Source organism: Mesorhizobium sp. KR1-2, assembly GCF_040045035.1.
In the GTDB taxonomy this organism is placed as follows: Bacteria; Pseudomonadota; Alphaproteobacteria; order Rhizobiales; family Rhizobiaceae; genus Pseudaminobacter.
In genome coordinates this window covers 113,666-137,520 of record NZ_JBDZDS010000004.1, presented here as the reverse complement: position 1 = coordinate 137,520, position 23,855 = coordinate 113,666, and the positions used below count along the sequence as shown (strand labels likewise).

Annotated in this window: 22 protein-coding genes; 8 read left to right on the top strand and 14 right to left on the bottom strand. The window is 65.2% G+C overall.

Features of this window, described 5'->3' with window-relative positions:
- Window positions 1–6: 6 nt before the first annotated feature.
- The gene (locus ABLE85_RS10250; RefSeq protein WP_348792621.1) at window positions 7–3,135 is read left to right on the top strand and encodes an efflux RND transporter permease subunit; all 3,129 of its coding nucleotides are present in this window, start codon (window positions 7–9) and stop codon (window positions 3,133–3,135) included.
- A gap of 147 nt (window positions 3,136–3,282) precedes the next feature.
- Here ABLE85_RS10250 and ABLE85_RS10245 read toward each other — a convergent pair whose 3' ends face one another.
- Complete coding sequence (locus ABLE85_RS10245; protein ID WP_348792620.1) at window positions 3,283–4,320, bottom strand: zinc-binding dehydrogenase; 1,038 nt, start codon at window positions 4,318–4,320, stop codon at window positions 3,283–3,285.
- A gap of 217 nt (window positions 4,321–4,537) precedes the next feature.
- On the opposite strand from ABLE85_RS10245, the gene ABLE85_RS10240 reads away from it, so the two are divergent.
- Both ABLE85_RS10240 and ABLE85_RS10235 read left to right on the top strand, forming a co-directional pair.
- Window positions 4,538–5,023 carry a MaoC family dehydratase gene (locus tag ABLE85_RS10240; protein ID WP_348792619.1) on the top strand — a complete coding sequence of 162 codons (486 nt, stop codon included), beginning with the start codon at window positions 4,538–4,540 and terminating at the stop codon, window positions 5,021–5,023.
- Between the two features lie 187 nt (window positions 5,024–5,210).
- Window positions 5,211–7,097, top strand: a complete 1,887-nt coding sequence (locus tag ABLE85_RS10235) for an MFS transporter (protein ID WP_348792618.1) — start codon at window positions 5,211–5,213, stop codon at window positions 7,095–7,097.
- Window positions 7,098–7,184: 87 nt separating this feature from the next.
- On the opposite strand, the gene ABLE85_RS10230 is transcribed toward ABLE85_RS10235, so the two are convergent.
- From ABLE85_RS10230 to ABLE85_RS10210, 5 genes are read right to left on the bottom strand one after another with little or no spacing between them, the layout of a single operon-like run.
- A complete protein-coding gene (locus ABLE85_RS10230; RefSeq protein ID WP_348792906.1) occupies window positions 7,185–7,385 on the bottom strand; it encodes a hypothetical protein in 201 nt (66 codons plus the stop codon).
- A gap of 60 nt (window positions 7,386–7,445) precedes the next feature.
- A complete protein-coding gene (locus ABLE85_RS10225) occupies window positions 7,446–8,006 on the bottom strand; it encodes a sarcosine oxidase subunit gamma (protein WP_348792617.1) in 561 nt (186 codons plus the stop codon).
- Window positions 7,999–10,989, bottom strand: a complete 2,991-nt coding sequence (locus ABLE85_RS10220) for a sarcosine oxidase subunit alpha (protein ID WP_348792616.1) — start codon at window positions 10,987–10,989, stop codon at window positions 7,999–8,001. The genes ABLE85_RS10225 and ABLE85_RS10220 overlap by 8 nt, the downstream gene beginning before the upstream one ends.
- On the bottom strand, window positions 10,989–11,381 hold the full coding sequence (locus tag ABLE85_RS10215) for a sarcosine oxidase subunit delta (RefSeq protein ID WP_348792615.1): 393 nt from the start codon (window positions 11,379–11,381) through the stop codon (window positions 10,989–10,991). The genes ABLE85_RS10220 and ABLE85_RS10215 overlap by 1 nt, the downstream gene beginning before the upstream one ends.
- Before the next feature lie 11 nt (window positions 11,382–11,392).
- Window positions 11,393–12,646: a sarcosine oxidase subunit beta gene (locus tag ABLE85_RS10210; RefSeq protein WP_348792614.1), complete on the bottom strand. Its 1,254-nt coding sequence runs from the start codon at window positions 12,644–12,646 to the stop codon at window positions 11,393–11,395.
- Between the two features lie 391 nt (window positions 12,647–13,037).
- Between ABLE85_RS10210 and rpsU the strand changes: the two genes are divergently transcribed.
- From rpsU to ABLE85_RS10185, 5 genes are all read left to right on the top strand, one after another.
- The gene (gene rpsU, locus ABLE85_RS10205; protein ID WP_106724440.1) at window positions 13,038–13,286 is read left to right on the top strand and encodes a 30S ribosomal protein S21; all 249 of its coding nucleotides are present in this window, start codon (window positions 13,038–13,040) and stop codon (window positions 13,284–13,286) included.
- A 149-nt stretch (window positions 13,287–13,435) separates the two neighbouring features.
- Window positions 13,436–14,278, top strand: coding sequence for a tetratricopeptide repeat protein (locus ABLE85_RS10200; RefSeq protein WP_348792613.1), 843 nt, complete (start codon window positions 13,436–13,438; stop codon window positions 14,276–14,278).
- Between the two features lie 191 nt (window positions 14,279–14,469).
- The gene (locus tag ABLE85_RS10195; protein WP_348792612.1) at window positions 14,470–14,958 is read left to right on the top strand and encodes a DUF992 domain-containing protein; all 489 of its coding nucleotides are present in this window, start codon (window positions 14,470–14,472) and stop codon (window positions 14,956–14,958) included.
- Between the two features lie 164 nt (window positions 14,959–15,122).
- Window positions 15,123–15,770, top strand: a complete 648-nt coding sequence (locus tag ABLE85_RS10190; RefSeq protein WP_348792611.1) for a metalloregulator ArsR/SmtB family transcription factor — start codon at window positions 15,123–15,125, stop codon at window positions 15,768–15,770.
- Complete coding sequence (locus ABLE85_RS10185; protein WP_348792610.1) at window positions 15,767–17,194, top strand: MFS transporter; 1,428 nt, start codon at window positions 15,767–15,769, stop codon at window positions 17,192–17,194. The genes ABLE85_RS10190 and ABLE85_RS10185 overlap by 4 nt, the downstream gene beginning before the upstream one ends.
- A 19-nt stretch (window positions 17,195–17,213) precedes the next feature.
- Here the strand turns inward: ABLE85_RS10185 and ABLE85_RS10180 are convergent, their stop codons facing one another.
- From ABLE85_RS10180 to ABLE85_RS10145, 8 genes are all read right to left on the bottom strand, one after another.
- The gene (locus tag ABLE85_RS10180; protein ID WP_348792609.1) at window positions 17,214–18,050 is read right to left on the bottom strand and encodes an amino acid ABC transporter permease; all 837 of its coding nucleotides are present in this window, start codon (window positions 18,048–18,050) and stop codon (window positions 17,214–17,216) included.
- Window positions 18,051–18,054: 4 nt separating this feature from the next.
- The gene (locus tag ABLE85_RS10175; RefSeq protein ID WP_348792608.1) at window positions 18,055–18,891 is read right to left on the bottom strand and encodes a transporter substrate-binding domain-containing protein; all 837 of its coding nucleotides are present in this window, start codon (window positions 18,889–18,891) and stop codon (window positions 18,055–18,057) included.
- A gap of 188 nt (window positions 18,892–19,079) precedes the next feature.
- Window positions 19,080–20,477 (bottom strand): NAD(P)(+) transhydrogenase (Re/Si-specific) subunit beta, encoded by a 1,398-nt coding sequence (locus tag ABLE85_RS10170; protein ID WP_348792607.1) that lies wholly within the window; start codon window positions 20,475–20,477, stop codon window positions 19,080–19,082.
- A gap of 7 nt (window positions 20,478–20,484) precedes the next feature.
- The gene (locus ABLE85_RS10165) at window positions 20,485–20,913 is read right to left on the bottom strand and encodes a proton-translocating transhydrogenase family protein (protein WP_348792606.1); all 429 of its coding nucleotides are present in this window, start codon (window positions 20,911–20,913) and stop codon (window positions 20,485–20,487) included.
- Window positions 20,913–22,169: a Re/Si-specific NAD(P)(+) transhydrogenase subunit alpha gene (locus tag ABLE85_RS10160; RefSeq protein ID WP_348792605.1), complete on the bottom strand. Its 1,257-nt coding sequence runs from the start codon at window positions 22,167–22,169 to the stop codon at window positions 20,913–20,915. Before ABLE85_RS10160 ends, ABLE85_RS10165 begins: the two co-directional genes overlap by 1 nt.
- A gap of 85 nt (window positions 22,170–22,254) precedes the next feature.
- Window positions 22,255–22,482 (bottom strand): aa3-type cytochrome c oxidase subunit IV, encoded by a 228-nt coding sequence (locus tag ABLE85_RS10155; RefSeq protein WP_348792604.1) that lies wholly within the window; start codon window positions 22,480–22,482, stop codon window positions 22,255–22,257.
- Between the two features lie 230 nt (window positions 22,483–22,712).
- Window positions 22,713–22,862, bottom strand: a complete 150-nt coding sequence (locus ABLE85_RS10150) for a DUF3096 domain-containing protein (protein ID WP_348792603.1) — start codon at window positions 22,860–22,862, stop codon at window positions 22,713–22,715.
- Between the two features lie 146 nt (window positions 22,863–23,008).
- The gene (locus tag ABLE85_RS10145) at window positions 23,009–23,785 is read right to left on the bottom strand and encodes a hypothetical protein (RefSeq protein ID WP_348792602.1); all 777 of its coding nucleotides are present in this window, start codon (window positions 23,783–23,785) and stop codon (window positions 23,009–23,011) included.
- Window positions 23,786–23,855 lie beyond the last annotated feature (70 nt).

Sequence of the window (23,855 nt, the reverse complement as noted above, 5' to 3'; positions counted from 1 at the left end):
GGCGGCATGACGGAACTTCATAAGGGGAACGAGGAAAAGGGCTCGACGGCGCTTTTCGTGCGCCGGCCGGTCCTGGCCTTCGTCATCAACACCTTGATCGTCGTCGCCGGTCTCGCCGCCTTCTTCGGCGTCGAGGTGCGCGAACTGCCGGACGTTGACCGCCCGGTCATCACCATCACCACGGACTATCCCGGGGCCGCGGCCGAAACCATCGACCGCGAGCTCACCGCCACGCTCGAAGGCGCGGTCTCGCGCGTCACCGGCGTCAAGGCGATCTCGTCCAGTTCCTCCTACGGCCGCAGCCGCGTGACCGTCGAGTTCGGCGATCGCGTCAACCTCGACGTCGCCGCCTCCGACATGCGCGACGCCGTCGGCCGGGTGACCAACCAGCTGCCCGAGGACGCCAGCTCGCCGCGCATCGTCAAGGCCGACGCCAATGCCGACGCGGTGATGCGGCTGGCCGTCACCTCCGACACCATGTCGGTCGAGGACATGACGATCCTGGTCGAGGACCAGATCGTCGACACGCTCTCCGCCGTGCCCGGGGTCGCCGACGTCCAGCTCTATGGCGATCGCCAGAAGATCTTCCGCATCGACGTCGACCAGACCAAGCTTGCCAGCGTCGGCCTGACCGTCGCCGACATCCGCAATGCGCTGGGCTCGATCGCGCTCGACACGCCATCTGGGGCGATGAGCACCAACGCCCAGAGCATCATCGTGCGCACCACCGCCTCGGTGACCACGCCGGAAGCGTTCGAAAGCCTGGTCATCGGCGGCAACACGCGGCTCGGCGACGTCGCCAGCGTCACGCTCGGCCCGGATATCGGCGTCTCGTCGCTGCGCTCCGACGGCAAGACCGGCATTGGCCTCGGCATCATCCGCCAGGCGCAGTCCAACACGCTCGACATTTCCGCCGGCGTGCGCGAGGCGGCGGCGAAGATCCAGCACACTCTGCCGAAGGGAATGAGTATCCGCGTCACCAGCGACGACGCCAGCTTCGTCAAGGGCGCCGTGCACGAGGTCGAGATCGCGCTGATCCTGTCGGTCTCGATCGTGCTGCTCATCATCTACCTGTTCCTGCTCGACTGGCGCGCCACGCTCATCCCCGGCCTGGCCATGCCCGTGGCATTGATAGGCACCATCGCGGCGATCTATCTCGCCGGCTTCTCCATCAACATCCTGACCCTGCTGGCGCTGGTGCTGGCGACGGGCCTCGTCGTCGACGACGCCATCGTGGTGCTGGAGAACATCGTACGCCGCCGCAACGAGGGTATCGGCCCGCGCGCCGCCGCCGTGCTCGGCACGCAGGAGGTGTTCTTCGCCGTCGTCGCCACCACGGCGACCCTTGCGGCGGTGTTCGTTCCGCTCTCCTTCCTGCCCGGCCAGACCGGCGGCCTGTTCCGCGAATTCGGCTTCGTGCTGGCGATTTCGGTGACGCTGTCGGCGGTGGTGGCGCTGTCGCTATGCCCCATGCTTGCCTCGCGCATGCTTGCCGGCCATGCGGGCGAACACGAGCACACCGGCGTTGCCGGCCGCGTCGGCGCCATGCTGGCGGGCCTCTACCGGCGCTGCCTTGCCGCCTGCCTCAACGCGCCGGCGCTTGTCGTCATCGCCTCGATACTCTTCGCCGCCGCGGCCTACGGCGCTTTCGGCCTGATCCGTCAGGAGCTGACGCCCAGCGAAGACCGCTCCATGGTCATGCTGCGCATCACCGCGCCTCAGGGCGTGAGCCTCGACTACACCACCCGGCAGATCAGCCAGATCGAGCAGCTGATCCAGCCGCTGCGCGATTCCGGCGAGATCGAGAGCACCTTCGCCAGCGCCGGCCAGGGCGGCTCGTTCAACAGCGGCTTCATGGTCATATCGCTGGCCCCGTGGGAGAAGCGCGAGCGTACGCAGCAGCAGATCGTCACCCAGATCAGCGGGCTGCTGACCCAGGTGCCCGGCGTGCGCGCCTTCCCCATCGCGCCAAACAGCCTGGGCATTCGCGGCGCCGGCAGCGGTCTGCAATTCGCGATCGTCGGAAACAACTATGCCGACCTCGGCGCGGCAGCAAACAAGATCATCGCCGAGATGGAGAAGGTACCCGGCTTCCAGCAGCCGCGCCTGACGACCGACGCCACGCAGCCGCAGCTCTCGGTCGAGCTCGATCGCGAGCGCGCCTCCGATCTCGGCATCGACATCAGCGGCCTGTCGGAAGCGATCCAGGCCGTGCTCGACGGCCGCCAGATCGGCAAGGTGTTCATCGACGACCGCAGCTTCGACGTGAAGCTCGTCTCGACCACCAACCCGATCAACGATCCGACCGACCTGGAGAACATCTTCGTCAGGACCGGCGACGGCCGCTACGTGCCTATGTCCACCATCGCCCGGCTCACCGAGCGTGCCGTGCCGCCCTCGCTGTCGCGCGAGCAGCAGATGCGCTCGGTGGCGATCACCGCGGGGCTGGCTCCCGACTTCGCGTTGGGCGACGCGCTCAAGTGCGCCGAACAGATAGCAGCCCCGCTGCTGCCGCCCGGCAGCCGCGTGGTGCCGCTGGCCGAGGCCGCCACGCTCGGCGAAAGCACTGGCAGCATGACGATCGTCTTCGGCTTCGCGCTGATCATCATCCTCCTGGTGCTCGCGGCCCAATTCGAGAGCTTCGTCAGCGCGGTCATCATCATGGCGACCGTACCCCTTGGCCTCGCCTGCGCGGTGTTCGCCCTGCTCCTGACCGGCACCAGCCTCAACGCCTATAGCCAGATCGGGCTCGTCATGCTGGTTGGCATCATGGCCAAGAACGGCATCCTGATCGTGGAATTCGCCAATCAGCTACGCGACCGCGGCATGGGCGTGCGCGAGGCGATCGAGGAAGCCGCCAATATCCGCCTGCGGCCGGTGATGATGACCATGATCTGCACCGTCCTCGGCGGCCTGCCGCTTGTGCTGGCCTCCGGCGCCGGCGCGGAAGCGCGCATCGCGCTGGGCTGGGTCATCGTCGGCGGCCTCGGCCTGGCCACGGCCTCGACCCTGTTCCTCACCCCGGTCGCCTATCTGCTGCTCGGCCGCTTCATCACGCCGAAGGTGGAGGAAGAGGCACGCCTGAAGCGCGAACTGCAGGAAGCAGCCTACGCCAATACGGAGCCGGCGGAGTAAGCGCCCCACCCTCCCCCTTGAGGGGAGGGTACCGAGCGAAGCGAGGCGGGAGGGGTAGGTTCATGCCGCGTGCTGCCGCTACGACCCCACCCGTCCAATCGCCTTCGGCGATTGTCCACCCTCCCCTCGAGGGGGAGGGAAAGCCCCTCACGGCCGGATGAACACCTTGCCGTTCGGCTTGGCCAGTTCCTCCGGCACGCGTTTCATCGCCTCGGCGAGTGGCACCACCGCGGTTACTTCGGTGGCCCAGCGCCCGTCCACGAACCGCTTCTGCGCTTCCATGACTGCATGCGCCTTGCGCTCGAGCGGCATGCGCCGCATCCAGTCGGTCAGCCAAAAGCCCTCGATGCGCTTCAGCATGAAAATGAGCTGGCCGGGCTGCGGAATGGGTGTGGTCGACGGGTCCATCCTGCCATAGACGATCCAGCGCGCCCGCTTCGGCATGGCGTCGAAGATCGCGCCCGCCAGCGGCCCGGTCACCGCATCGAGGAAGATGCGCGGCTGCTCCGCCGCCATAACCTCCTTCAGTTTCGCGCCAAAGTCCGCCGCTTCGGAATTCAGCACATGCGCGGCTCCGACTTCCTTCAGATGCGGGATCTGCTCGTCGCGCCGCACAATTGCGATGGGCCGGAACCCCTCGTCCCGCGCCACGCCCATGACAAGCTTGGATAACTGGCTGGCGCCTGCCGTGAGGACAAAAGCCTTCTCGCCCTCCTCGCGCACGATGTCGAACATGGCGAGCGCTGTCAGCGGGTTGACGATCAGCGCCGCGCCATCCTCATCGCGCACACCATCGACCAGCGGGATGCAGGCGGCGGCATCGGCCATCGCGTACTCGGCCCATGAGCCCCAGTGGCCTCCCGTCGCAAAGGCCACGCGCTTGCCCGTCATCGCCTGCGCGGCCGGGTCCTCGCCGGCGGCCACGACCACGCCGACACCCTCGAAGCCTGCCGGCCGGCCCTTCGCGCGCGGCTGGCCATATTGTCCTTTGATGAACATCACGTCGGACGGGTTGATCGAGGCGAGCCCCACCTTGATCAACACTTGCGATCCTTTCGGCTGCGGTACGGCAATGCGGCCAGCCGCGACATAGGGCTCCAGCGCTTCGAGCACCGTGCCCGAAGGCGTTGCCGCATAGCCGTCATTGGTCACGAGCAGCGCGTTCATTTCGGACGGAATGGCCATGGCGAGACTCCTTGTCAGGTACCTTTTGCGGTGTCGCCGAAAGAATAGGGGCGATAGCGCCTGAAGGCGAGCTTCGGCAATCCCGCATTCGAGGTCTCCGCCACGCACGGGCGCGGTCGGACCGCCACCAGATGACATCGGCTGCGCGAGGCTGTATCTGTGCAACCCGCTGGGCGGCCGCGTCGCCCTCCCCGAACGACTTGAAGAGGCGACTTTCTTGACAACGATTACCATCGACCAGCTCCTGTCCGGCGTCGGCACCGAGGTCGGTGTGTCGCCCTGGCGCACGGTCACCCAGACGATGATCGACCAGTTCGCCGACGCGACCGACGATCACCAGTTCATCCATTGCGATCCCGAACGGGCTGCCAGCGAAACGCCCTTCGGCGGCACCATCGCGCACGGCTTCCTGACGCTGTCGCTGCTCTCGGCCATGACCTACGACGTCATCCCGCGCATCGAGGGCGGCGACATGGGTATCAACCACGGCTTCGAGAACCTGAAATTCGTTACCCCGGTGAAGACCGGCTCGCGCATCCGCACCCGCTTCTTCCTCGCCGACGTGAAGGTGCGCCCGTCCGGCTGGATCCAGATCAGCCACGACGTGACCATCGAGATCGAGAACTCGAAGAAGCCGGCATTGACGGCGCGCTGGCTGACGCTGACCTTCGTGGCACCCACCGCCGACGCCGAGCAGGCCTGAGAAAGCCGGCGCATAGCCCCTCGCCCGGCGCGGCCGCGAGGGGCTTTGTCTTAGACTAAGGTCATAAAACCAAAGCATCGGTGTTCGTCCCCTCCCCGCAGGCGTAGAATCGCCATCACCGAAAGCCCGAGGCTGCACGCGCCCGGTGTGCCGGCCCGGCCACGGTGAAACGTCTGGGAGGACACATATGGCTATTGCAGCAAGCGCGAGTTCGGCCCCGCGCGGCATGACCCGTGAGGAGAAGAAGGTCATCTTCGCGTCCTCGCTGGGCACGGTCTTCGAATGGTACGACTTCTACCTCTACGGCTCGCTGGCGGTCTTCATCGGCGCCGCCTTCTTCAGCGAATACCCTGAGGCCACGCGCAACATCTTCGCGCTGCTGGCGTTTGCCGCCGGCTTCCTGGTGCGCCCGTTCGGCGCGCTGGTGTTCGGCCGCATCGGCGACCTTGTCGGCCGCAAATACACCTTCCTCATCACCATCCTGATCATGGGCTCGTCCACCTTCCTGGTCGGCCTGTTGCCCGGCTCGGGCTCCATCGGCATCGCCGCGCCCATCGTACTGGTTGCATTGCGCATGCTGCAGGGTCTGGCGCTCGGCGGTGAATATGGCGGTGCGGCGACCTACGTGGCCGAGCATGCCCCGAACGATCGCCGCGGCTTCTATACTTCGTGGATCCAGACCACGGCGACGCTCGGCCTGTTCCTGTCGCTCATCGTCATCCTGGCGGTGCAGAGCTGGCTCGGTCCCGATGCCTTCAAGGCCTGGGGCTGGCGCATCCCGTTCATCATCTCGGTGGTGCTGCTCGGCATCTCGGTGTGGATTCGTCTGTCGCTCAGCGAGTCGCCGGCCTTCAAGCGCATGAAGGAAGAGGGCAAGGGCTCCAAGGCGCCGCTGTCGGAAGCCTTCGGCCAGTGGAAGAACGCCAGGATCGCACTGCTTGCCCTGTTCGGCCTCACCGCCGGCCAGGCCGTGGTCTGGTATTCGGGCCAGTTCTACGCGCTGTTCTTCCTGCAGAACGTGCTCAAGGTCGACGCCTTCTCGGTCAACGTCATGATCGCGATCGCGCTGGCGATCGGCTCGATCTTCTTCGTTGTCTTCGGCTGGCTGTCCGACAAGATCGGCCGCAAGCCGATCATCATGGCCGGCCTGGCGCTGTCCATCGTCACCTACTTCCCGCTGTTCAAGGCGCTGACCTGGGCCGCCAACCCGGCGCTGGCCACCGCCCAGCAGAATGTGAAGGCGCATGTGACCGCAGCTCCGGGGGATTGCAGGTTCCAGTTCAACCCGACCGGCACGGCGAAGTTCACCACGTCCTGCGACATTGCCACGGCGTTCCTGACCAACAACTCGGTGCCTTACGACGTGGTCGCCACCGCCGCGCCCGGCACGCCGGCCGTGGTCAAGATCGGCGATGAGACGGTCGAGTCCTATGACGCGATCGCCGCCGGCGATCAGGCCAAGGCCAAGCAGGCAGTCTTCGTCAAGGGCGTGAACACGGCGCTGCATGACGCCGGCTATCCGCTGATACGCGAGACCTCGAAGGTGCCCGACGTCAAGCTCGATGCCTTCGTGGCTGCCAATCCGGAACTGAATCTCGACACAGCCGCGATCCGCGCCGGTGAAAAGACCATGGTGCCGGTGGCCGACCTGATCGCCAGCAAGGCCATCACGGCGGAGGAGGCCGACGGCGCGACCGAGATGGCGGTCTACACCATACCCGGCAGCGGCGCCTTCAAGATGGTCGCCGATCCGGCCGCGGTGAGTTGGCCGATGGTCATCGGTATCCTGTTCATCCTCGTGCTCTACGTCACGATGGTCTACGGGCCGATCGCCGCGATCCTGGTCGAGATGTTCCCGACCCGCATCCGCTACACCGGCATGTCGCTGCCCTATCACATCGGCAACGGCTGGTTCGGCGGCCTGCTGCCGGCGACCGTCTTCGCCATGAGCGCCTTCAAGGGCGATATCTACTACGGCCTCTGGTACCCGATCGTGATCGCGGCGATGACGCTCATCATCGGCATGATCTTCGTGAAGGATACCAAGGGCATCGACCTCAACGCCATCAAGTAAGCAACAGACGCCAAAAAGCCCCCGGCAGGTAATGCCCGCCGGGGGCTTTTTACTTTCATCGTTGGAAGTGGAAGGGCGCGATGCCGGCTAGTGTTTCGGCTTCTTCGGCCTGCCAGCGATCGAGGTGGAAATGACCGACACCGGGTCGCTGGCGGGGAACGTGTCCTCCAGGCCTTCCTCGAGCTCTTCTTCCTTGAGCGCCGCCTGCTTGCGCCGCTCGCGTTCCAGCGAGCGGACTGCAGGCGATTTCCTGGCTTTGGAGCCCGGTTGCGACGTCGGCTTCGGCATGGCGTTTACCTTCGATTGTGCGAAGGCTAAAACGCCCGCCGCCCGATCAAGGTTCCGCCATTATGCGGCCGCGTCGGTCGCCGCCTGCGACAGGAAGGCGAAGACGTAGTCCGAGAACGAGCGCCAGCACTCGACGCGGAACGCGTCTTCGGCCGTACGCAGCAGCGCGATCTCGACCTTGCCCAGAATGGTGCGCGAGCAGGCCCCGACCGGGAACGCCGCCAGCGACAGGTCCTGCGGGCAGCCCGCATTGATGCAGGCCGCAGCCGACGGCCCGGTCACCGAGATCCCGACGTTGCGGTGCGAGACGCCAACCGCCGAATGCAGTTGCTTGACACCGGCACAGGCGGCGAGCAGGTCGCCGCCGGCATCGTCGATCACCAGCCATTCGTCCGGGCCGAGCCACAGCGCGGTGCGGCCGTCCTTGCTGACCGAGGTTTTCGGCGTTTTCGGCAGTATCAGGCCGAGCGCCTTGGAAAGGGGCGCGATCGAAGGAACCGGGGCGCGCAGCGAGATGCGCTCGGCAGGCTTCAGCACCGCAAGCTTGACGCCCTTTCCGGAGAATTCGCGGCCGGCCTGTGCCGGCGCGTGCGCCGCGGTGGTGGTTGCAGCATTAGCCATTGAGGCGCTCTCCCTTCTCGTCGAAGAACACGGTGCCGGTCACTTCCACCTCGATCACTCGGTCGGGCATCGGCACGTAAAGCGTCTGGCCGATGCGGTCGCGTCCGCCGGCCACCAGCGCGAGTGCGATCGAACGGCCGCAGTTCTCCGACCAGTAGCTCGAGGTGACGTGGCCGATCATCTTCATCGGGATCGGCTGCCTCGGGTCGGCGACGATCTGCGCGCCCTCCTCCAGCACCACCTTCGGATCCTTGGTCTTGAGGCCGACGAGTTGCTTGCGGCCCTTGGCGAGAAGGTCCGGACGGGCCATGCCGCGAATACCGACGAAGTCGGTCTTCTTCTTGCCAACCGCCCAGTCGAGCCCGGCGTCATTGCAGGTGACGGTACCGTCAGTGTCCTGGCCGACGATGATATAGCCCTTCTCGGCGCGCAGCACGTGCATGGCCTCGGTGCCGTAGGCGCAGGCGCCGTGCTTCTGCCCTTCGGCCCACAGCGCCTCCCACACCGCCCGGCCATAGTCCGCCGGCACGTTGACCTCGAAGCCGCGATCGCCGGTAAACGACATGCGGAACAGCCTGGTCGGCACGCCGCAGATCTTGCCTTCGCGCACCGACATATGCGGCATCGCCTCGTCCGACAGGTCGATGCCCTCGACCAGCGGCTCGATGATCTTACGGGAGTTCGGGCCCTGCACCGCAATTACCGCCCACTGCTCGGACACTGAGGTCAGCCAGACGTCGAGATGCGGGAACTCGGTCTGGAGATAGTCCTCCATGTGATTCATCACGCGGGCGGCACCGCCCGTCGTGGTCGTCACATGGAAGCGGTCAGCCGCCAGTCGACCCACCACGCCGTCGTCATAGATAAAGCCGTCCTCGCGCAGCATGATGCCGTAGCGGCAGCGGCCGACTTCGAGCTTCTCCCACGGATTGGTGTAGAGCAGCTCCATGAACTTGGCGGCATCCGGGCCGACCACCTCGATCTTGCCGAGGGTGGAGGCGTCGAACATGCCCGCCGACTTGCGCACGGTCACGCATTCGCGGTTGACCGCCGCGTGCATGTCCTCGCCGGCCATGGGGAAATACCAGGCGCGCTTCCACTGGCCGACATCCTCGAACACCGCGCCTTGGGCCTCGGCCCAGCCATGCATCGGCGTCTTGCGGGTCGGGTCGAACAGCACGCCGCGCCCGTGGTTGACGATGGAGCCGAAGGTCACCGGCGTATAGGGCGCGCGGAAGGTGGTGAGGCCCACCTGCGGGATCGGCTTGTCCAGCGTCTCGGCGGCGATCGCCAGGCCGTGCATGTTGGACGTTTTGCCCTGGTCGGTCGCCATGCCGTTGGTGGTGAAGCGCTTGACGTGCTCGATGGAGCGCATGCCCTCGCGCACGGCCAGGCGAATGTCCTTGGCGGTGACGTCGTTCTGGAAGTCGACGAAGGCTTTCACGGTGGTGTCCGGGCCGGCACCGGGGCCTGCACCCAGCATGCCGCGCGACCAGCTCTCGCTCGCCTCGACCTTGGGCTTGGAACCCCGGCCGCTGCCGCCGGCTTCCCTCGCCGCCTTCGCGCCGGCCGCATAGGCTTCATCGACGCTTGCCGCGAGCCCGTCGGTGCCGTTGCAGGCACCCACCGACACGCAGTCCTGAGCATAGGTGCCAGGCAGGAAGCGCTTGGTCTCCTCGTCGAAGGCGACCTTGCCGCGCGACTGCGAGAACAGATGCACCGAAGGCGTCCAGCCGGCCGACATCAAAAGCGCGTCGACCGGAATGGTGCGCTCGCCGCCGCCGTTCTTGGGCTGGATGGTCATGGACGACACGCGCAACCGGCCGCCGGTGCGGATGACCGCGCGGCCATGATTGATCTCGATGCCCAGCGCACGCGCCTCCTCGACCGGCGGGCCGGAGGGGTTGTCGCGCAGGTCGACGATGGCCGCGATGTTCACGCCCGCCTTCTTGAGGTCGAGGGCGGCTGCATAGGCGCTGTCGTTGGCCGTGTAGACGCCGACATTCTTGCCCACCGCAACGCCGTAGTGGTTGAGATAGGTGCGCGCGGCCGAAGCCAGCATCACACCCGGCCGGTCGTTGTCGGCAAACACCATGTGCCGCTCGATGGCGCCGGTGGCCAGCACCACGCGCTTGGCGCGCACCTGCCACAGCCGCTCGCGCGGCAGGTCGCGTTCGGGAGTTGCCAGATGGTCGGTCACGCGCTCGACAAGGCCGACGAAGTTCTGTGCGTAATAGCCGAAGGCGGTCGTGCGCGACAGCAGGCGCACATTGTCCATGGCCGCCAGCTTCGCCACCGCAGCCTGCGCCCAGCTCCAGCCGTCGGTGCCGTCGATCGCCGCGCCGGCCTCGAAGCGCAAGCTTCCGCCGAATTCGGCCTGTTCGTCGGCCAGGATGACGCGCACGCCGGTCTCGGCCGCCGCAAGGGCCGCCGCGATGCCGGCCGCACCGCCGCCCAGCACCAGCACCTCGCAATGCTCGAAGCGCGAGGAGTAGTGGTCGGAATCGGGCTGATCAGGCGCCACGCCAAGGCCGGCCGCGGCGCGGATCTTCGGCTCATAAAAACTCTTCCAGGCCGCCTTCGGCCACATGAAGGTCTTGTAGTAGAAGCCGGCCGAGAACATCGGCGAGGCAAGGTCGTTGACCGCGCCGACGTCAAAGGACAGCGACGGCCAGCGATTCTGCGAGGTGGCGTTGAGCCCGTCATAAAGCTCCTGCACCGTGGCGCGCACGTTCGGCGTCTTGCGGGTGGCGTCGCGCTCGATGCCGACCAGCGCGTTCGGCTCCTCGGCGCCGGCCGAGAGGATGCCGCGCGGGCGGTGATACTTGAACGAGCGGCCGACGAGATGGATGCCGTTGGCAAGCAGGGCCGAGGCCAGCGTGTCCCCGGCAACGCCCGAGAGGTGCTGACCATCGAAGGTGAAACGCAGCGTTCTTGCCGGCGTCAACCGGCCCCGGCCTGCAATGCGGTGCGTGGCGGCCATCACGCGTCTCCCTTCTTTGCGGTGGCTTTCTTCGCCGCCGGCTTCTTGGCTTTGTCTTCCTGGGCGTCGTCCTGCACGGCCTCAACCGCCGGCGCGTCGCTTTTCATGACCTTGGCGAGGTCCGGCTTCGCCTCGCCGGCCTTGTAGGTCATGACGAACTTGTCGGTCACGGTGTCGCGCACCGCATTGAAGAAGCGCGCGCAGCCATGCGCATGGCGCCAGCGCTCGAAGGTTATGCCCTTCGGATTGGAGCGGATGAAGAAGAACTTCTCGAAGTCCTCGTCGCTCAGCTCTGCGATGTTGGTCGAGCGCGCGATATGCGCCTCGCCGGCGTTGCGGAACTCGAGTTCCGGACGCTCTTCCTCGCAATAGGGGCAGCGGATCAGAAGCATTTTTGTCCCCTTTAGTGAGCAACGGCGGCAGCCGCCGCCTCGTCGATCAGGCGGCCGGTGCGGAAGCGCTCCAGCGTGAACGGCGCGTTGATCGGGTGCGGCTCGTCGCGCGCGATGGTGTGGGCAAACACATGGCCCGAGCCCGGCGTCGCCTTGAAGCCGCCGGTGCCCCAGCCGCAATTGACGTAGAGCCCCTGCACCGGGGTCTTGGCCAGGATCGGCGAGCGATCGGGGGTCACGTCGACGATGCCGCCCCACGAGCGCAGCATCTTCATGCGCGTGAAGACGGGGAACATCTCGCAGATGGCGTCGAGCGTGTGATTGAGGATGTGGAGGCCGCCGGTCTGCGAATAGGAAGTGTACTGGTCAGTGCCGGCGCCGATGACCAGCTCGCCCTTGTCAGACTGCGAGATATAGGCGTGCACCGTGTTGGACATCACCACGCAGGGGAACACCGGCTTGACCGGCTCCGAAACCAGCGCCTGCAGCGGGTAGCTTTCCAGCGGCATGCGCACGTCGGCCATGCCCATCACCACCGAGGAATGACCGGCCGCCACAACGCCGATCTTCTTGGCGCCGATGAAGCCGCGCGAAGTCTCGACACCGGTGACGGCGCCGTTCGGCGCGCGCTTGATGCCGGTGACCTCGCAGTTCTGGATGATGTGGACGCCGCGTGCCGAGGCGCCGCGCGCATAGCCCCAGGCCACCGCGTCGTGGCGCGCCGTGCCGCCGCGCCGCTGCAGCGTGGCGCCCATCACCGGATAGCGGGCATCCTTGGAGATGTTGAGCGGCGGGCAGAATTCCTTGGCCTGCTCCGGCGTCAGATATTCGTTGTCGACGCCGTTCAACCGGTTGGCATGGACATGGCGCTTGAGCACCTGCACGTCGTGCACATTGTGCGCCAGCATCATCACGCCGCGCGCCGAGTACATGACGTTGTAGTTGAGGTCCTGGCTGAGCCCGTCCCAAAGCTTCACGGCATGGTCGTAGATGCCGGCCGACTCGTCATAGAGATAGTTGGAGCGGATGATGGTGGTGTTGCGGCCAGTGTTGCCGCCGCCCAGCCAGCCCTTTTCCAGCACCGCCACGTTGGTGATGCCGTGCTCCTTGGCGAGGTAATAGGCGGTGGCAAGGCCGTGGCCGCCCGCGCCGATGATGATGACGTCGTATTCGGCCTTCGGCTCGGGCGAGGACCATTGCTCCTCCCAGCCCTTGTGGCCGCGCATGGCTTCGCGCGCGATGGCAAATACAGAATATTTCCGCATGGGCTTGAGTCTCATGAATGCCGGATGGGATCGTCCCTGATTCAGAGGCGACGTGTACCACTAGCGAAAAGGCCATGCCAGCTTTGCGCTGTTTGCGACGGCAATTGCCGCTTTGCGCGCGCGCCTGCGATGGAATCAGTCTCGCCCGTTCCGGCTGCCCGGGCGAGAATTTGCAGTTGACCTCGCCGCCGGCACGCCCATAGTGGGAGCGCTTGTGATTTTTCCACCGTCCGCATGCTTTTCGGGCAGGCTTTGCCGGCTTTTGCTCGATCCCCTCTCGACACGCCCCCTTGATTCTGCTATCAGCCGCCCCAATTCGCGGTGGTGACCGCTGCGAAAGCAGTCGTCGTTCGCCCCGCTTTTTTGAATCAAACGAAAGACAGGATCGCCCGTGCAGGTACTCGTCCGCGACAACAACGTTGATCAGGCGCTTCGCGCGCTCAAGAAAAAGATGCAGCGTGAAGGCATCTTCCGTGAAATGAAGATGCGCGGCCACTACGAGAAGCCTTCGGAAAAGCGCGCCCGCGAGAAGGCTGAAGCCGTCCGCCGCGCCCGCAAGCTGGCTCGCAAGCGCGCCCAGCGCGAAGGCCTGCTGCCGATGACGCCGCGCCCGGCTGCCGCAGCTCGCCCGGCGCGTTGATCTCGCCAAGTTTTCGTCCTTTTCCAAGGATAGCGAAAGGTGGGGTGACTCGCGGTCACCGCCACCTTTTTGTTTTAATTGACATATGAGCTCTATGTTGCCGCGGGGAGCAACCGAAAGTCCCGGCGGCTCGGATGGGGAATAACGCGATGGAAGTAGTGATCGGCGACCGCAAAATCTCGTGGCGCGGCCCAGCCCTGATCGCGACGGTGCTTTCCGGCCTGGCGCTTGCCGCCTGCCAGTCTGGCCCGGTGGGAGAGATCAGCAGCATCGACACTGCGCAGGGCTCGAGCGAAAACATCTCGTCGCTGTCGTCGGTCATCGCGCGCAACCCGCAGGACCCGGAAGCCTACAACGTGCGCGGCTCGGCCTATGGTCGCGGCGGCAAGTATCGCGACGCGCTGAAGGACTTCGACACCGCCATCCAGCTTCGCCCCAACTTCTATCAGGCCTACGCCAATCGCGCCCTGATCTATCGTTCGCTCGGCGACCAGAATGCGGCTCTTGGCGACTACAACAAGGCCATCCAGCTCAATTCGAACTATGACGCCGCCTATATCGGCCGCGGCAATCTCTACCGCAAGGCCGGCCGGACGCAGGAAGCCTTCAACGATTTCCAGCGGGCCATCCAGCTCGACACCACCGACCCGCGCGCCTACCACAATCGCGGCCTGATCTACCAGCTTCAGGGCCAGCACGCCTATGCCATCGAGGATTTCTCGAAGGCGATCTCGCTCGCGCCGGACGCTGCCGAGCCGTATAACGGCCGCGGCCTCTCCTACCTCGCCACCAATGACGAGGACAACGCCTTCGCCGATTTCAACATGGCTATCAGGCTCGACGGCAACATTGCCGAAAGCTGGGCCAACCAGGGACTCATCTACGAGCGTCGCGGCGAGAAGGCGAAGGCCGCCCGCTCCTACTCCCAGGCCATCAGGCTCGACCCGAACTACAAGCCGGCCGCCGAGGGCCTTTCGCGCACACGCGCCTGAAGCCCACCTTCCGAATCCATATCGCAAACGCGCCCGGTAGCCCTGCTGCCGGGCGCTTTCGTTGTGGGCCGATTTTTACATCCGCTCCCTTCGAGCGGGAACTTTGCACGCCTTCGCCGGGTTATCCCCCATCGGCGCTATTTGCCGGGTTTTCGCCTTTATAGATTTTTGCAAGCGAAGGGATCAACTCGATGAATACCCCTCTTATCGCGGCAGCGATGCTGGCCGCCACCATGGCTGTTCCGACCTTCACCACACCGGCACATGCAAACGGCTTCAGGGTCGGCACGCTCCGTTGTGCTATCGGCGGCGGCGCGAGCTTCATCATCGGCTCGAGCAAGAACCTGATCTGTACCTTCCAGAGCTTCGACGGCAGCTTGCCCATTGAGACCTACCAGGGCCGCATCGACAAGCTCGGCATCGACGTCGGCATGACTGATCAGGGCGCGCTTATATGGTGCGTCATCGCCCCGACATGGGACGCCTACCTGCCCGGCCGGCTGGCCGGCTACTATGTCGGCGCCACTGCTGAAGCGTCCACCGGCATCGGCGGGGGCGCCAATCTGCTGGTCGGAGGGCTCTGGAATACCTTTGCCCTGCAACCGCTCAGCTTGCAGGCGCAGAGTGGCATCAACGCCGCGGTCACGGCCTCCAAACTGCAACTGGTCAGCATGCAGTAGCCTGGAATTCCGCCGCATGCGGCCGGCAATCGCCCTGCCGGCCGCATTCCATTCCCTCCCCTGCGCCAGAGGCGTCGGATCGCTTGATCCAGGAGCCTGGGAGGATTGCCGTCCGGCTTTGCTCGATTTAAAAACCTTTTGGTTCCTTAATTAGGCAGGGCCTTATGCCGGACAACGCACCAAGTGACGACCGCATCCTGCGGTTCCTCAAGTTCCGCGGTGACCAGACAACGGCGACCATCGCTTTCCACCTCGAGATCACCGCGCCGGGTGCGCGCAAGCATCTCAACAACCTGCTCGAAAACGGCCTCGTCACCTACGAGGACCGCACCGGCCGCGTCGGCCGGCCGGAGCGCTACTGGCGCCTGACCGACCTTGCGCAAAAGCGCTTTCCCGACAGCCATGCTGTGCTGACGGTCGAGATGCTCGATTCCATTCGCACGCTCTTCGGAACGGATGGGCTGGACCGCCTGATAGGCGACCGCGAGCGGCAAATGCTGCGCCGGTACGATGCAGCCCTTGCAGGGCTTGACGGGCTGGGCGAGCGCGTGGTGGCGCTGGCCGAAATCCGCTCCCATGAAGGTTACCTCGCAGAGGCCGAGCAATTGCCCGACGGCGCTTGGCTGCTTTCCGAAAACCACTGCCCGATCTGCGCGGCGGCCAGCAGCTGCCGCAATTTCTGCCGCTCCGAGCTGACCCTGTTCCGACAGGTTCTCGGCGAGGCCGTCAGCATCGAGCGGGTCGACCACATCCTTGAGGGCGCGCGCCGCTGCGCCTACCGCATCCAGCAAGCCTCGGAAGGGCATTCATGAGCATCGAGTCCAACCGGGTCGACTGGCGCGCATTGTGGGCCAGCGGCGACCTCGCCCGCTTCATCTTCATCTCCCTCGGCATCCTGCTGCACGCCACCAACGAGACCATGGTGGCGACCGTCATGCCGGCCATGGTCGGCGAGCTCTCCGGCGTCGAACTCGTCGGTTGGTCGCTGGCGATCTACGAGATCGGCGCCATCGTGGCGGGTGCGACGGCCGGCCGGCTGGTCACCTATGTGCCGCTGCGCAGCAACATGGTGGTGGCCGCGCTCTTGTATGCCACGGGTGCCGCCATCTGCGCGGCCGCGCCTTCGATGCCGCTCTTCCTCGCCGGACGACTGGTCGAGGGGCTCGGCGGCGGCGCGCTGGTGGCGCTGGCCTTCGTCTCGGTCGAGCGCCTGTTTCCGCGCAACATCTGGCCGCAGCTCTTCGGCATCATGTCGGCAATCTGGGGCGTGGCGGCCTTCAGCGGCCCGCTGCTGGGCGCGCTGATCGCCGAGTTCTTCTCGTGGCGATCGGCCTTCGGCCTGTTCTTCTTCGGCGGCGGCGCCATGGCGCTGGCGTGCTTCGCGGTGCTGCGCGGCCCGGCGGCGACGCAACGCCAGGCGGCACCCGGTACTCTGCCGCGCTTCCCCGTTACGGCGCTTGGGACCCTCGCAATTAGTGTCGTCCTGATCGCGCTGGCCGGCATACGTATCGAGATCCTGCGCTCGTCCGTGCTGCTGGTGCTGGGCCTGGCTGGGCTCGGCCTGTTCTTCGCGCTCGACGCCCGGAAGCCCCGGTCGCGGCTGTTTCCCTCGCGTCCCTTCGATCGCCGCACGCCGGTCGGCAACGGCATGATCATGGTCGCGGCGTTCTCGGTCGCTACCTGCTCCTTCACCGTCTACGGGCCGCTGCTGCTCACCAGCCTGCACGGCATCTCGCTGCTGACGGCGGGCTATATCATAGCCGCAGAATCCATTGCCTGGTCGATCCTGTCGATCGCGGTCGCCAACGCGCCGCCTCATCGCGAGAAGCTGATCATCATCGGCGGCGCCGCCATGATCGCCACCGGCATCGCCGGCTTCGCCTATACGGTGCCGGCGGGCTCCATCCCGCTGATCCTGCTGTGCGCCCTGCTGCAGGGCGGCGGCTTCGGCATGGCCTGGCCCTTCGTCACGCGCCTGATCGTCGCCGGTGCGAGCCCGGCCGAAAGCACCATCGCTTCCTCGGCGGTGCCGACCATGCAGCGCATGGGCTATGCGGTGGGTGCGGCCTCCTGTGGCATCGTTGCCAACGCAGCCGGCTTCGCGCAGGAGCTGTCGGGCGAAACCGCCCGCAGCGTCGCGATCTGGCTGTTCCTGGCCTATGTGCCACTGGCCCTGCTCGGCGTCGCGGCTGCGCTGCGCCTGATGGCCGCCGGCCACAAGCCCGCCGTCGCATGACCGGCGGGCAAGGGGTCGGCTAGCGCTTGTAGCCCTTGCCGTAATGGGCCTCGAGCCGGGCCTGGACCATCTCGAACAGGAACGAGAGGAACCAGTAGATCGCCGCGGCGGTCGTCAGCATCTCGATGTAGCGATAGCTGGCGCGCCCGAAGCTCTGGGCCAGGAACATGATCTCCCACACGCCCATCACCGAGATGAGGGAGGAGTCCTTCAGCATGGCGATGAACTGCGATCCCGTGGGCGGGATCACGATGCGCATGGCCTGCGGCAGCACGATCTTCCACATGATCTGGATGCGGTGCAAACCAAGGGAGGCCCCCGCCTCATGCTGTCCCGCCGGGACCGAGAGAATGCCGGAGCGGAAGATCTCGCTGAGATAGGCGCCGTAGTTCAGCGACAGCGCGATGATGCCCGAGGGCACCGCATTGGGCACCGGGCCGATCTGCGGCAGGCCGAGATAGATCAGGAAGATCTGCACCAGGAGCGGCGTGCCGCGGAAGAATGAAGTGTAGAAGGTCGACAGGCCATAGAACACGGCATTGTTGGAAAGCCGCGCGAGGGCCGAAAGCAGGCCGAGCACGATCGACGCGGTAATGCCGAAGAAGCACACGAACAGCGTGAGCGCCGCTCCCTGGATGAACCCGTCCTTCGTGAGCCGCAGGCCGGCCATCATCGGGAATTTGTCGACGATGAAGGGGAAGTCGAGGCCGAAGCTCAGGAAGAACAGCACGAACAGCGTAAAGAGCACCACCCATACGCCGGCGACCTTGAGCTGGAAGAAGCGGCCGCGCTTGTCGACGACCTCGGGCGGGAAAAGCTCCCCGCCCTGGATCGTCTCGATCGACTCGTTTGCCACGCCGCTACTGCTTGCTGGAGATGTCTTTGCCGATCCACTTCTCGGAAATCTTGGCCAGCGTGCCGTCGGCCTCCATCTCCTTGAAGATTTCCTTGATCTTGGCATTCCATTCCGGATCGCCCTTGTCGGCAGCCACCCAGATCGGCTCGTGGAACAGCGTGCCGTCCACGATCTTGAACTTGCCGTCCGAATTGTCGATGCGCTCCTTGGCCGTCATGTAGCCGGAGACGACGGCGTCGAGACGCTTGCCGGTGCCCAGCGCGAGATCCTGGAAGGCGGTGTCCTCGGAGTCGTAGGGGGTCGCGGTGACATTTTCGAAGGGGAACTCGATTTTCTGCGACTGCCCGTCCGGCGTCTCGACCACGAGTTCCTTCTCGATGTACTTCTCGAAGGTGGAGCCGGCTTCGGCACCCAGCTTCTTGCCGCTCAGGTCGGCGGCGCTCTTGATGTCTTCGTTGTCGGCGTTGACCACGATGACGGCCGGAGCGGCATAATACTCGTTGACGAAGTCGAGCACCTGGCCGCGCTCGGCGGTCGGCGTCATCGAGCAGATGCAGATGTCCCAGCGGCCCTTCCAGTTGCCGGCCGTGATGATCGCCCAGGACGGCGTCTCGACCTTGTAGTCGACGCCCAGGCGCTTGGCGAACTCCTTCGACACGTCGATGTCGAAGCCGTCCATCTCGCCCTTGTCGTTCATGAACGAGAACGGCTGGTAGGCCTGGTCGGTCACCTCGACAAGCAGCTTGTTCTTCATAACGCGGTCAAGCGTCTCGCCGGCCTGCGCCGAGGTGACGCCCATCACGCAGCCGAATGCGGCTGCCGCTGCAACAATCCGTTTCATGTCCGATTTCCCATCTCTTGAGCCCATGGCCCACGTTCCACGTTGATACCGATCTGAAATGCCGGCTTACCCAATTTCAATCATGTATATACAAAATGGGCAAGCCATGATTCGCACCACAATAAAAAAGGGCCGTTACAACCGGCCCTCCTTATTAGAATCTAACCTAGGCCCAATCTAGCCCGGTCTTAGTGATCCATCGCCTTGACGATTTCCTCGGTCATCTTCTTGGCGTCGCCCAGCAGCATCATGGTGCCGTCCTTGTAAAACAGCGTGTTGTCGATGCCGGCATAGCCGGAGCCGAGCGAGCGCTTGACGAACAGGCAGGTGCGCGCCTTGTCGACGTCGAGGATCGGCATGCCGTAGATCGGCGAGTTCTTGTCGTCGCGCGCAGACGGGTTGGTGACGTCGTTGGCGCCGATGACATAGGCCACGTCGGCCTGCGCGAACTCGGAGTTGATGTCCTCCAGCTCGAACACCTCGTCGTAAGGCACGTTGGCCTCGGCGAGCAGCACGTTCATGTGGCCCGGCATGCGGCCGGCGACCGGGTGGATCGCGTATTTCACCTCGACGCCGTTGGCCTTCAGCTTGTCGGCCATCTCGCGCAAGGCGTGCTGCGCCTGCGCCACCGCCATGCCGTAACCCGGCACGATGATGACCTTCTGGGCGTTCATCATCAGATAGGCCGCGTCGTCGGCCGAGCCCTGCTTGACCGTGCGCTCGACGCCGTCATGCACGGCTGCGGCAGTCTCGCCGCCGAAGCCGCCAAGGATGACCGAGATGAAGGAGCGGTTCATGCCCTTGCACATGATGTAGGACAGGATCGCGCCCGACGAGCCGACCAGCGCGCCGGTGATGATCAGCGCCAGATTGCCCAGCGTGAAGCCGAGTGCGGCCGCCGCCCAGCCAGAATAGGAGTTGAGCATCGACACCACCACCGGCATGTCGGCGCCGCCGATCGGGATGATGAGCAGCACGCCCAACGCCAGCGACAGCAGAACGATCAGCCAGAACACGAAATGGCTCTGCGTGGCGACCAGCAGCACGATCAACACCACCAGCGCGATGCCGAGGGCCGAGTTGATTGCATGGCGTCCCGGCAGCATGATCGGCTTGCCCGACATGCGACCGTCGAGCTTCAGGAAAGCAATGACAGAGCCGGTGAAGGTGATGGCACCGATCGCCACACCGAGGCTCATCTCGACCAGCGCCTGGCCGTGAATCGCGCCGACCGCCCCGATGCCGAAGCTCTCGGGCGCATACATCGCGGCTGCCGCCACCATCACGGCGGCGAAGCCGACGAGGCTGTGGAAGGCCGCGACCAGCTGTGGCATCGCGGTCATGGCGATACGCTTGGCTACCACCGCGCCGGCGGTGCCGCCGATGACCAGCCCCAGCAGGATCAGACCGAAGCTGCCGACGGTCGGCTTGGCCAGCGCCAGCGTGGTGGCGATGGCGATGGCCATGCCGATCATGCCGTATATGTTGCCCTGGCGGCTCGTCGTCGGATGCGACAGGCCGCGTAGCGCCAGGATGAACAGGATGCCGGAAACGAGATAGAGGAAGGAAGCGAGGTTCGCGTTCATGGCCGGCTCACTTTTCCTTCTTCTTGTACATGGCCAGCATGCGCTGGGTGACGAGGAAACCGCCGAAGATGTTGACCGAAACCAGCATCAAAGCGACGAAGCCGAAGCCGGTGGCCAGCCCCGAGGCCGCGATGCCTACCGCCAGAAGCGAGCCGACCACGATCACCGAGGAGATCGCGTTGGTCACCGCCATCAGCGGCGTGTGCAGGGCTGGCGTCACCGACCACACCACGTAGTAGCCGACGAAGATTGCCAAGACGAAGATGGCGAAGCGGAACACGAACGGGTCGATCGCCCCGCCGGAGGCCGCATGAGCGGCAGCACCCGCGGCTTCCGCCGCGCCCTGTGCATGCGCCAGTTCCTGAACGCCGAGACGCACCGCCGCAACCGCCTGGTCGAGCTGGTCGAGCGCCTGTTCGAGAGAGGTCTTGTCCATCACGCATCCCCCTTGGACTTCTTGACCGCAGGCTTTCTGGCAGCTGCCGGTTTCTTGGCAGCGACCGGTTTGGCGACCTTAAGCTTTGCCGGCTCAGCCTTCTCCGCAGCCTCGGCCACGACGACATTGGCGAATGCCGGGTGCACGACCTTGCCGGCGTCGGTCAGCATGGTCGCCTTGACCAGCTCGTCGTCGCGGTTGATCGCGACCTGCTTGGTCGTCTTGTCGACCATGGTCTCGAGGAAGGCAAAAAGGTTCTTGGCGTAGAGGAGCGAAGCCGACGCCGCGACGCGGCCCGGCACGTTGAGATGGCCGACGATCTTGACCCCATTTTCGGTGGTCACGATCTTGCCCGGCACGGCGCCCTCGACATTGCCGCCGCGCTCGACGGCGAGATCGACCAGTACCGAGCCCGGCTTCATCGAAGCGACCATCGCCGCCGACACCAGCTTCGGCGCCGGCCGGCCGGGGATCAGCGCCGTGGTGATGACGATGTCCTGCTTGGCGATGTGCTCGGCGGTCAGAGCCGCCTGCTTGGCCTGGTATTCCTTGGACATTTCCTTGGCGTAACCGCCCGCCGTCTCGGCCGCCTTGAACTCCTCGTCCTCGACGGCGAGGAATTTCGCACCTAGCGACGCGACCTGCTCCTTGGCGGCGGGGCGAACGTCGGTGGCGGTGACGACCGCGCCGAGCCGGCGCGCCGTGGCGATCGCCTGCAGGCCTGCAACGCCGACGCCCATGATGAACACTTTCGCCGCCGGCACGGTGCCGGCCGCCGTCATCATCATCGGCAGCGCCCGGTCATATTCTGCGGCCGCGTCGATCACCGCTTGGTAGCCGGCTAGGTTTGCCTGCGAGGACAGCACGTCCATCACCTGCGCACGGGTGATGCGCGGCATGAATTCCATGGAGAAGGCGGTGATGCCGGCCTTGGCCATCGCGGCGACCGCCGCGTCGTTGCCATAGGGATCCATGATGGCGATGACCGCCGCGCCGGACTTGTAGCCCTTGAGCTCGGCATCGGTCGGGCGCCGCACCTTCAGCACCACGTCGGCCTTGGCCGCGTCGGCGACCTTGCCGATTTTTGCACCGGCAGTGGTGTAATCAGCGTCGGTGATGCGCGAGTCCAAGCCGGCGCCGGCTTCGACGATCACGTCGAAGCCAAGGCCAGTCAGTCGTTTCACCGTTTCTGGAGATGCCGCAACGCGCGGCTCGGAAGGATCGAGTTCCTTCGGAACAAAGATCGTCTGCGTCACGGCGCGGCCCCCCTCGGCTAAAACACCACAGGCGCGGCCCGCCACGGCGCCGGGCCCAGCGCCTCAAGACGAAAGTCTGTTCCGATTAGCGGAGGACGAACCCGCCAACGGCACAGATGATGATAAACAGAACAGTCGCGGAGAAGAAGCCGGCGGTGGTGAAGAACCCGAACGCCATCGCGATGAGAATCGCGATGCAAACGAGCGTGCCGTACTTCGCAAGCATCAGGAAGCCGGAATAGGTGCGCTCATGCTCGCGATAGTCCATCTGAGCACCGGTTTCGACCGGGCCGGTCGGGGAATGGTCTGCCATCAAAAAGCCCTCCGAAAAGATTTCCTGCGCACATAGCGAAAAGCGGCGGGAAGGGCAATGGCCGTGATGTCGCTGCCGCGGATAAGCGCGGCATCGGACCAGCGTGCGTGCGCTATCAGGCCGATATCTTTCCTAGCATATTTCGCGCCAGCAGGGAATCGCCAGCGCACGACGGCAATGCGCCCGCTGAGTCGCCTCGCGCTCAGCCGGGCGCCGCGCCTCGGGGCAGCCTAGCCGGCCAGATGCGGAAACAGGCCGAGCAGGCCCACGACAATGAGATAGATAGCGACGATGTAATTGAGCAGGCGCGGCATCACGAGGATGAGCACGCCGGCGATCAGGGCGATGAGCGGCGCCAGGGTGATCGTCGAGACGGTCATGTCGGCTTCCTTTTTCTGGACGACGCCAAGAGGGCGTCTTCGCCCCCCGCCGGTTGTCGTCGCATTGCCTGCGATGACCTCCAGCCGAAATCAGAACGGCAAAGGACCGGAAAGGTTCATCGCGGCGCGGCGCCCCGCGCCGGCGCTCATGCCGCGTCGCTGTAATATTTTGCTGTGGGCAGGACCGTCAGCGGCGCCAGTTCACCCCCTTCGGGCCGGGCGAAGAGCAGCCGCTGCTCGAGCGGCGTGGAGCGGAAGAACGGGAACCGCGCGTAATAGCGCTCGCGATTGAGGTAGGCGTTGGTCCGGTACAGCACGACCTTGCTGAAAACGCCCGGATAGCCCCGCGGCTCGCTGATCTGCTCCGAATAGTAGACCCGCTTGTAGAAACCCGCATGGTCCTCCCGCACGGTCGAAAGACCATAGGGCGTCTCGAAATAATAGCAGGCCATTCCCGCCAGCCGCAGCGTCACGTAGGCCAGTTGCGGATATACGCGGGTCCATTCGGGGTCGGAGGCAAACCGGCTGGGGCAGATGAAGGTGTCGCCCTTTGCCAGCAGCGGCAGGACGACATCGCCGAACGCCTTCACCGAAGGCGAGAAGGGCGTCTCCTGGGTAACGTGGTGAATGCGCATCGTGCTGACGAGGCGCTGGTCGATGTAGATGCCGAAACGGTAGACATTCGGCGTCTCGTCGAGCTCGTCGCTGATCGACTGATTCTCCATGTCGGGAACGATATCGTTGGTGCGATAAGCCTTGTATCGCAGGCGGTAGATGTCCTCGACGTCTTCGCCCCTGTCGCATCGGCGGTATTCGGTGCGGTCCAGGAGTTCCAGCACCTTCTGCGCGAAACTCGAGACTTCCGGCGCGTCTGCGCCGCCCTCACCGGCACTTCTGCCGATCGGCATCTGATGAACACCCATGTCTGCCCCCGCACTCGAACCCGCCGGAAGGGTAGCGAATGGCGTGTGCCTGTAAAGGCTTAAACAGTAA

Excerpts from the sequence above, each read along its gene's own strand:
- ABLE85_RS10250 (WP_348792621.1), top strand. The coding sequence starts at position 7 with ATGACGGAACTTCATAAGGGGAACGAGGAAAAGGGCTCGACGGCGCTT.
- ABLE85_RS10245 (WP_348792620.1), bottom strand. The coding sequence starts at position 4,320 with ATGGCCATTCCGTCCGAAATGAACGCGCTGCTCGTGACCAATGACGGC.
- ABLE85_RS10235 (WP_348792618.1), top strand. The coding sequence starts at position 5,211 with ATGGCTATTGCAGCAAGCGCGAGTTCGGCCCCGCGCGGCATGACCCGT.
- ABLE85_RS10230 (WP_348792906.1), bottom strand. The coding sequence starts at position 7,385 with ATGCCGAAGCCGACGTCGCAACCGGGCTCCAAAGCCAGGAAATCGCCT.
- ABLE85_RS10225 (WP_348792617.1), bottom strand. The coding sequence starts at position 8,006 with ATGGCTAATGCTGCAACCACCACCGCGGCGCACGCGCCGGCACAGGCC.
- ABLE85_RS10220 (WP_348792616.1), bottom strand. The coding sequence starts at position 10,989 with ATGGCCGCCACGCACCGCATTGCAGGCCGGGGCCGGTTGACGCCGGCA.
- ABLE85_RS10215 (WP_348792615.1), bottom strand. The coding sequence starts at position 11,381 with ATGCTTCTGATCCGCTGCCCCTATTGCGAGGAAGAGCGTCCGGAACTC.
- ABLE85_RS10210 (WP_348792614.1), bottom strand. The coding sequence starts at position 12,646 with ATGCGGAAATATTCTGTATTTGCCATCGCGCGCGAAGCCATGCGCGGC.
- ABLE85_RS10200 (WP_348792613.1), top strand. The coding sequence starts at position 13,436 with ATGGAAGTAGTGATCGGCGACCGCAAAATCTCGTGGCGCGGCCCAGCC.
- ABLE85_RS10195 (WP_348792612.1), top strand. The coding sequence starts at position 14,470 with ATGAATACCCCTCTTATCGCGGCAGCGATGCTGGCCGCCACCATGGCT.
- ABLE85_RS10190 (WP_348792611.1), top strand. The coding sequence starts at position 15,123 with ATGCCGGACAACGCACCAAGTGACGACCGCATCCTGCGGTTCCTCAAG.
- ABLE85_RS10185 (WP_348792610.1), top strand. The coding sequence starts at position 15,767 with ATGAGCATCGAGTCCAACCGGGTCGACTGGCGCGCATTGTGGGCCAGC.
- ABLE85_RS10175 (WP_348792608.1), bottom strand. The coding sequence starts at position 18,891 with ATGAAACGGATTGTTGCAGCGGCAGCCGCATTCGGCTGCGTGATGGGC.
- ABLE85_RS10170 (WP_348792607.1), bottom strand. The coding sequence starts at position 20,477 with ATGAACGCGAACCTCGCTTCCTTCCTCTATCTCGTTTCCGGCATCCTG.
- ABLE85_RS10165 (WP_348792606.1), bottom strand. The coding sequence starts at position 20,913 with ATGGACAAGACCTCTCTCGAACAGGCGCTCGACCAGCTCGACCAGGCG.
- ABLE85_RS10155 (WP_348792604.1), bottom strand. The coding sequence starts at position 22,482 with ATGGCAGACCATTCCCCGACCGGCCCGGTCGAAACCGGTGCTCAGATG.
- ABLE85_RS10150 (WP_348792603.1), bottom strand. The coding sequence starts at position 22,862 with ATGACCGTCTCGACGATCACCCTGGCGCCGCTCATCGCCCTGATCGCC.
- ABLE85_RS10145 (WP_348792602.1), bottom strand. The coding sequence starts at position 23,785 with ATGGGTGTTCATCAGATGCCGATCGGCAGAAGTGCCGGTGAGGGCGGC.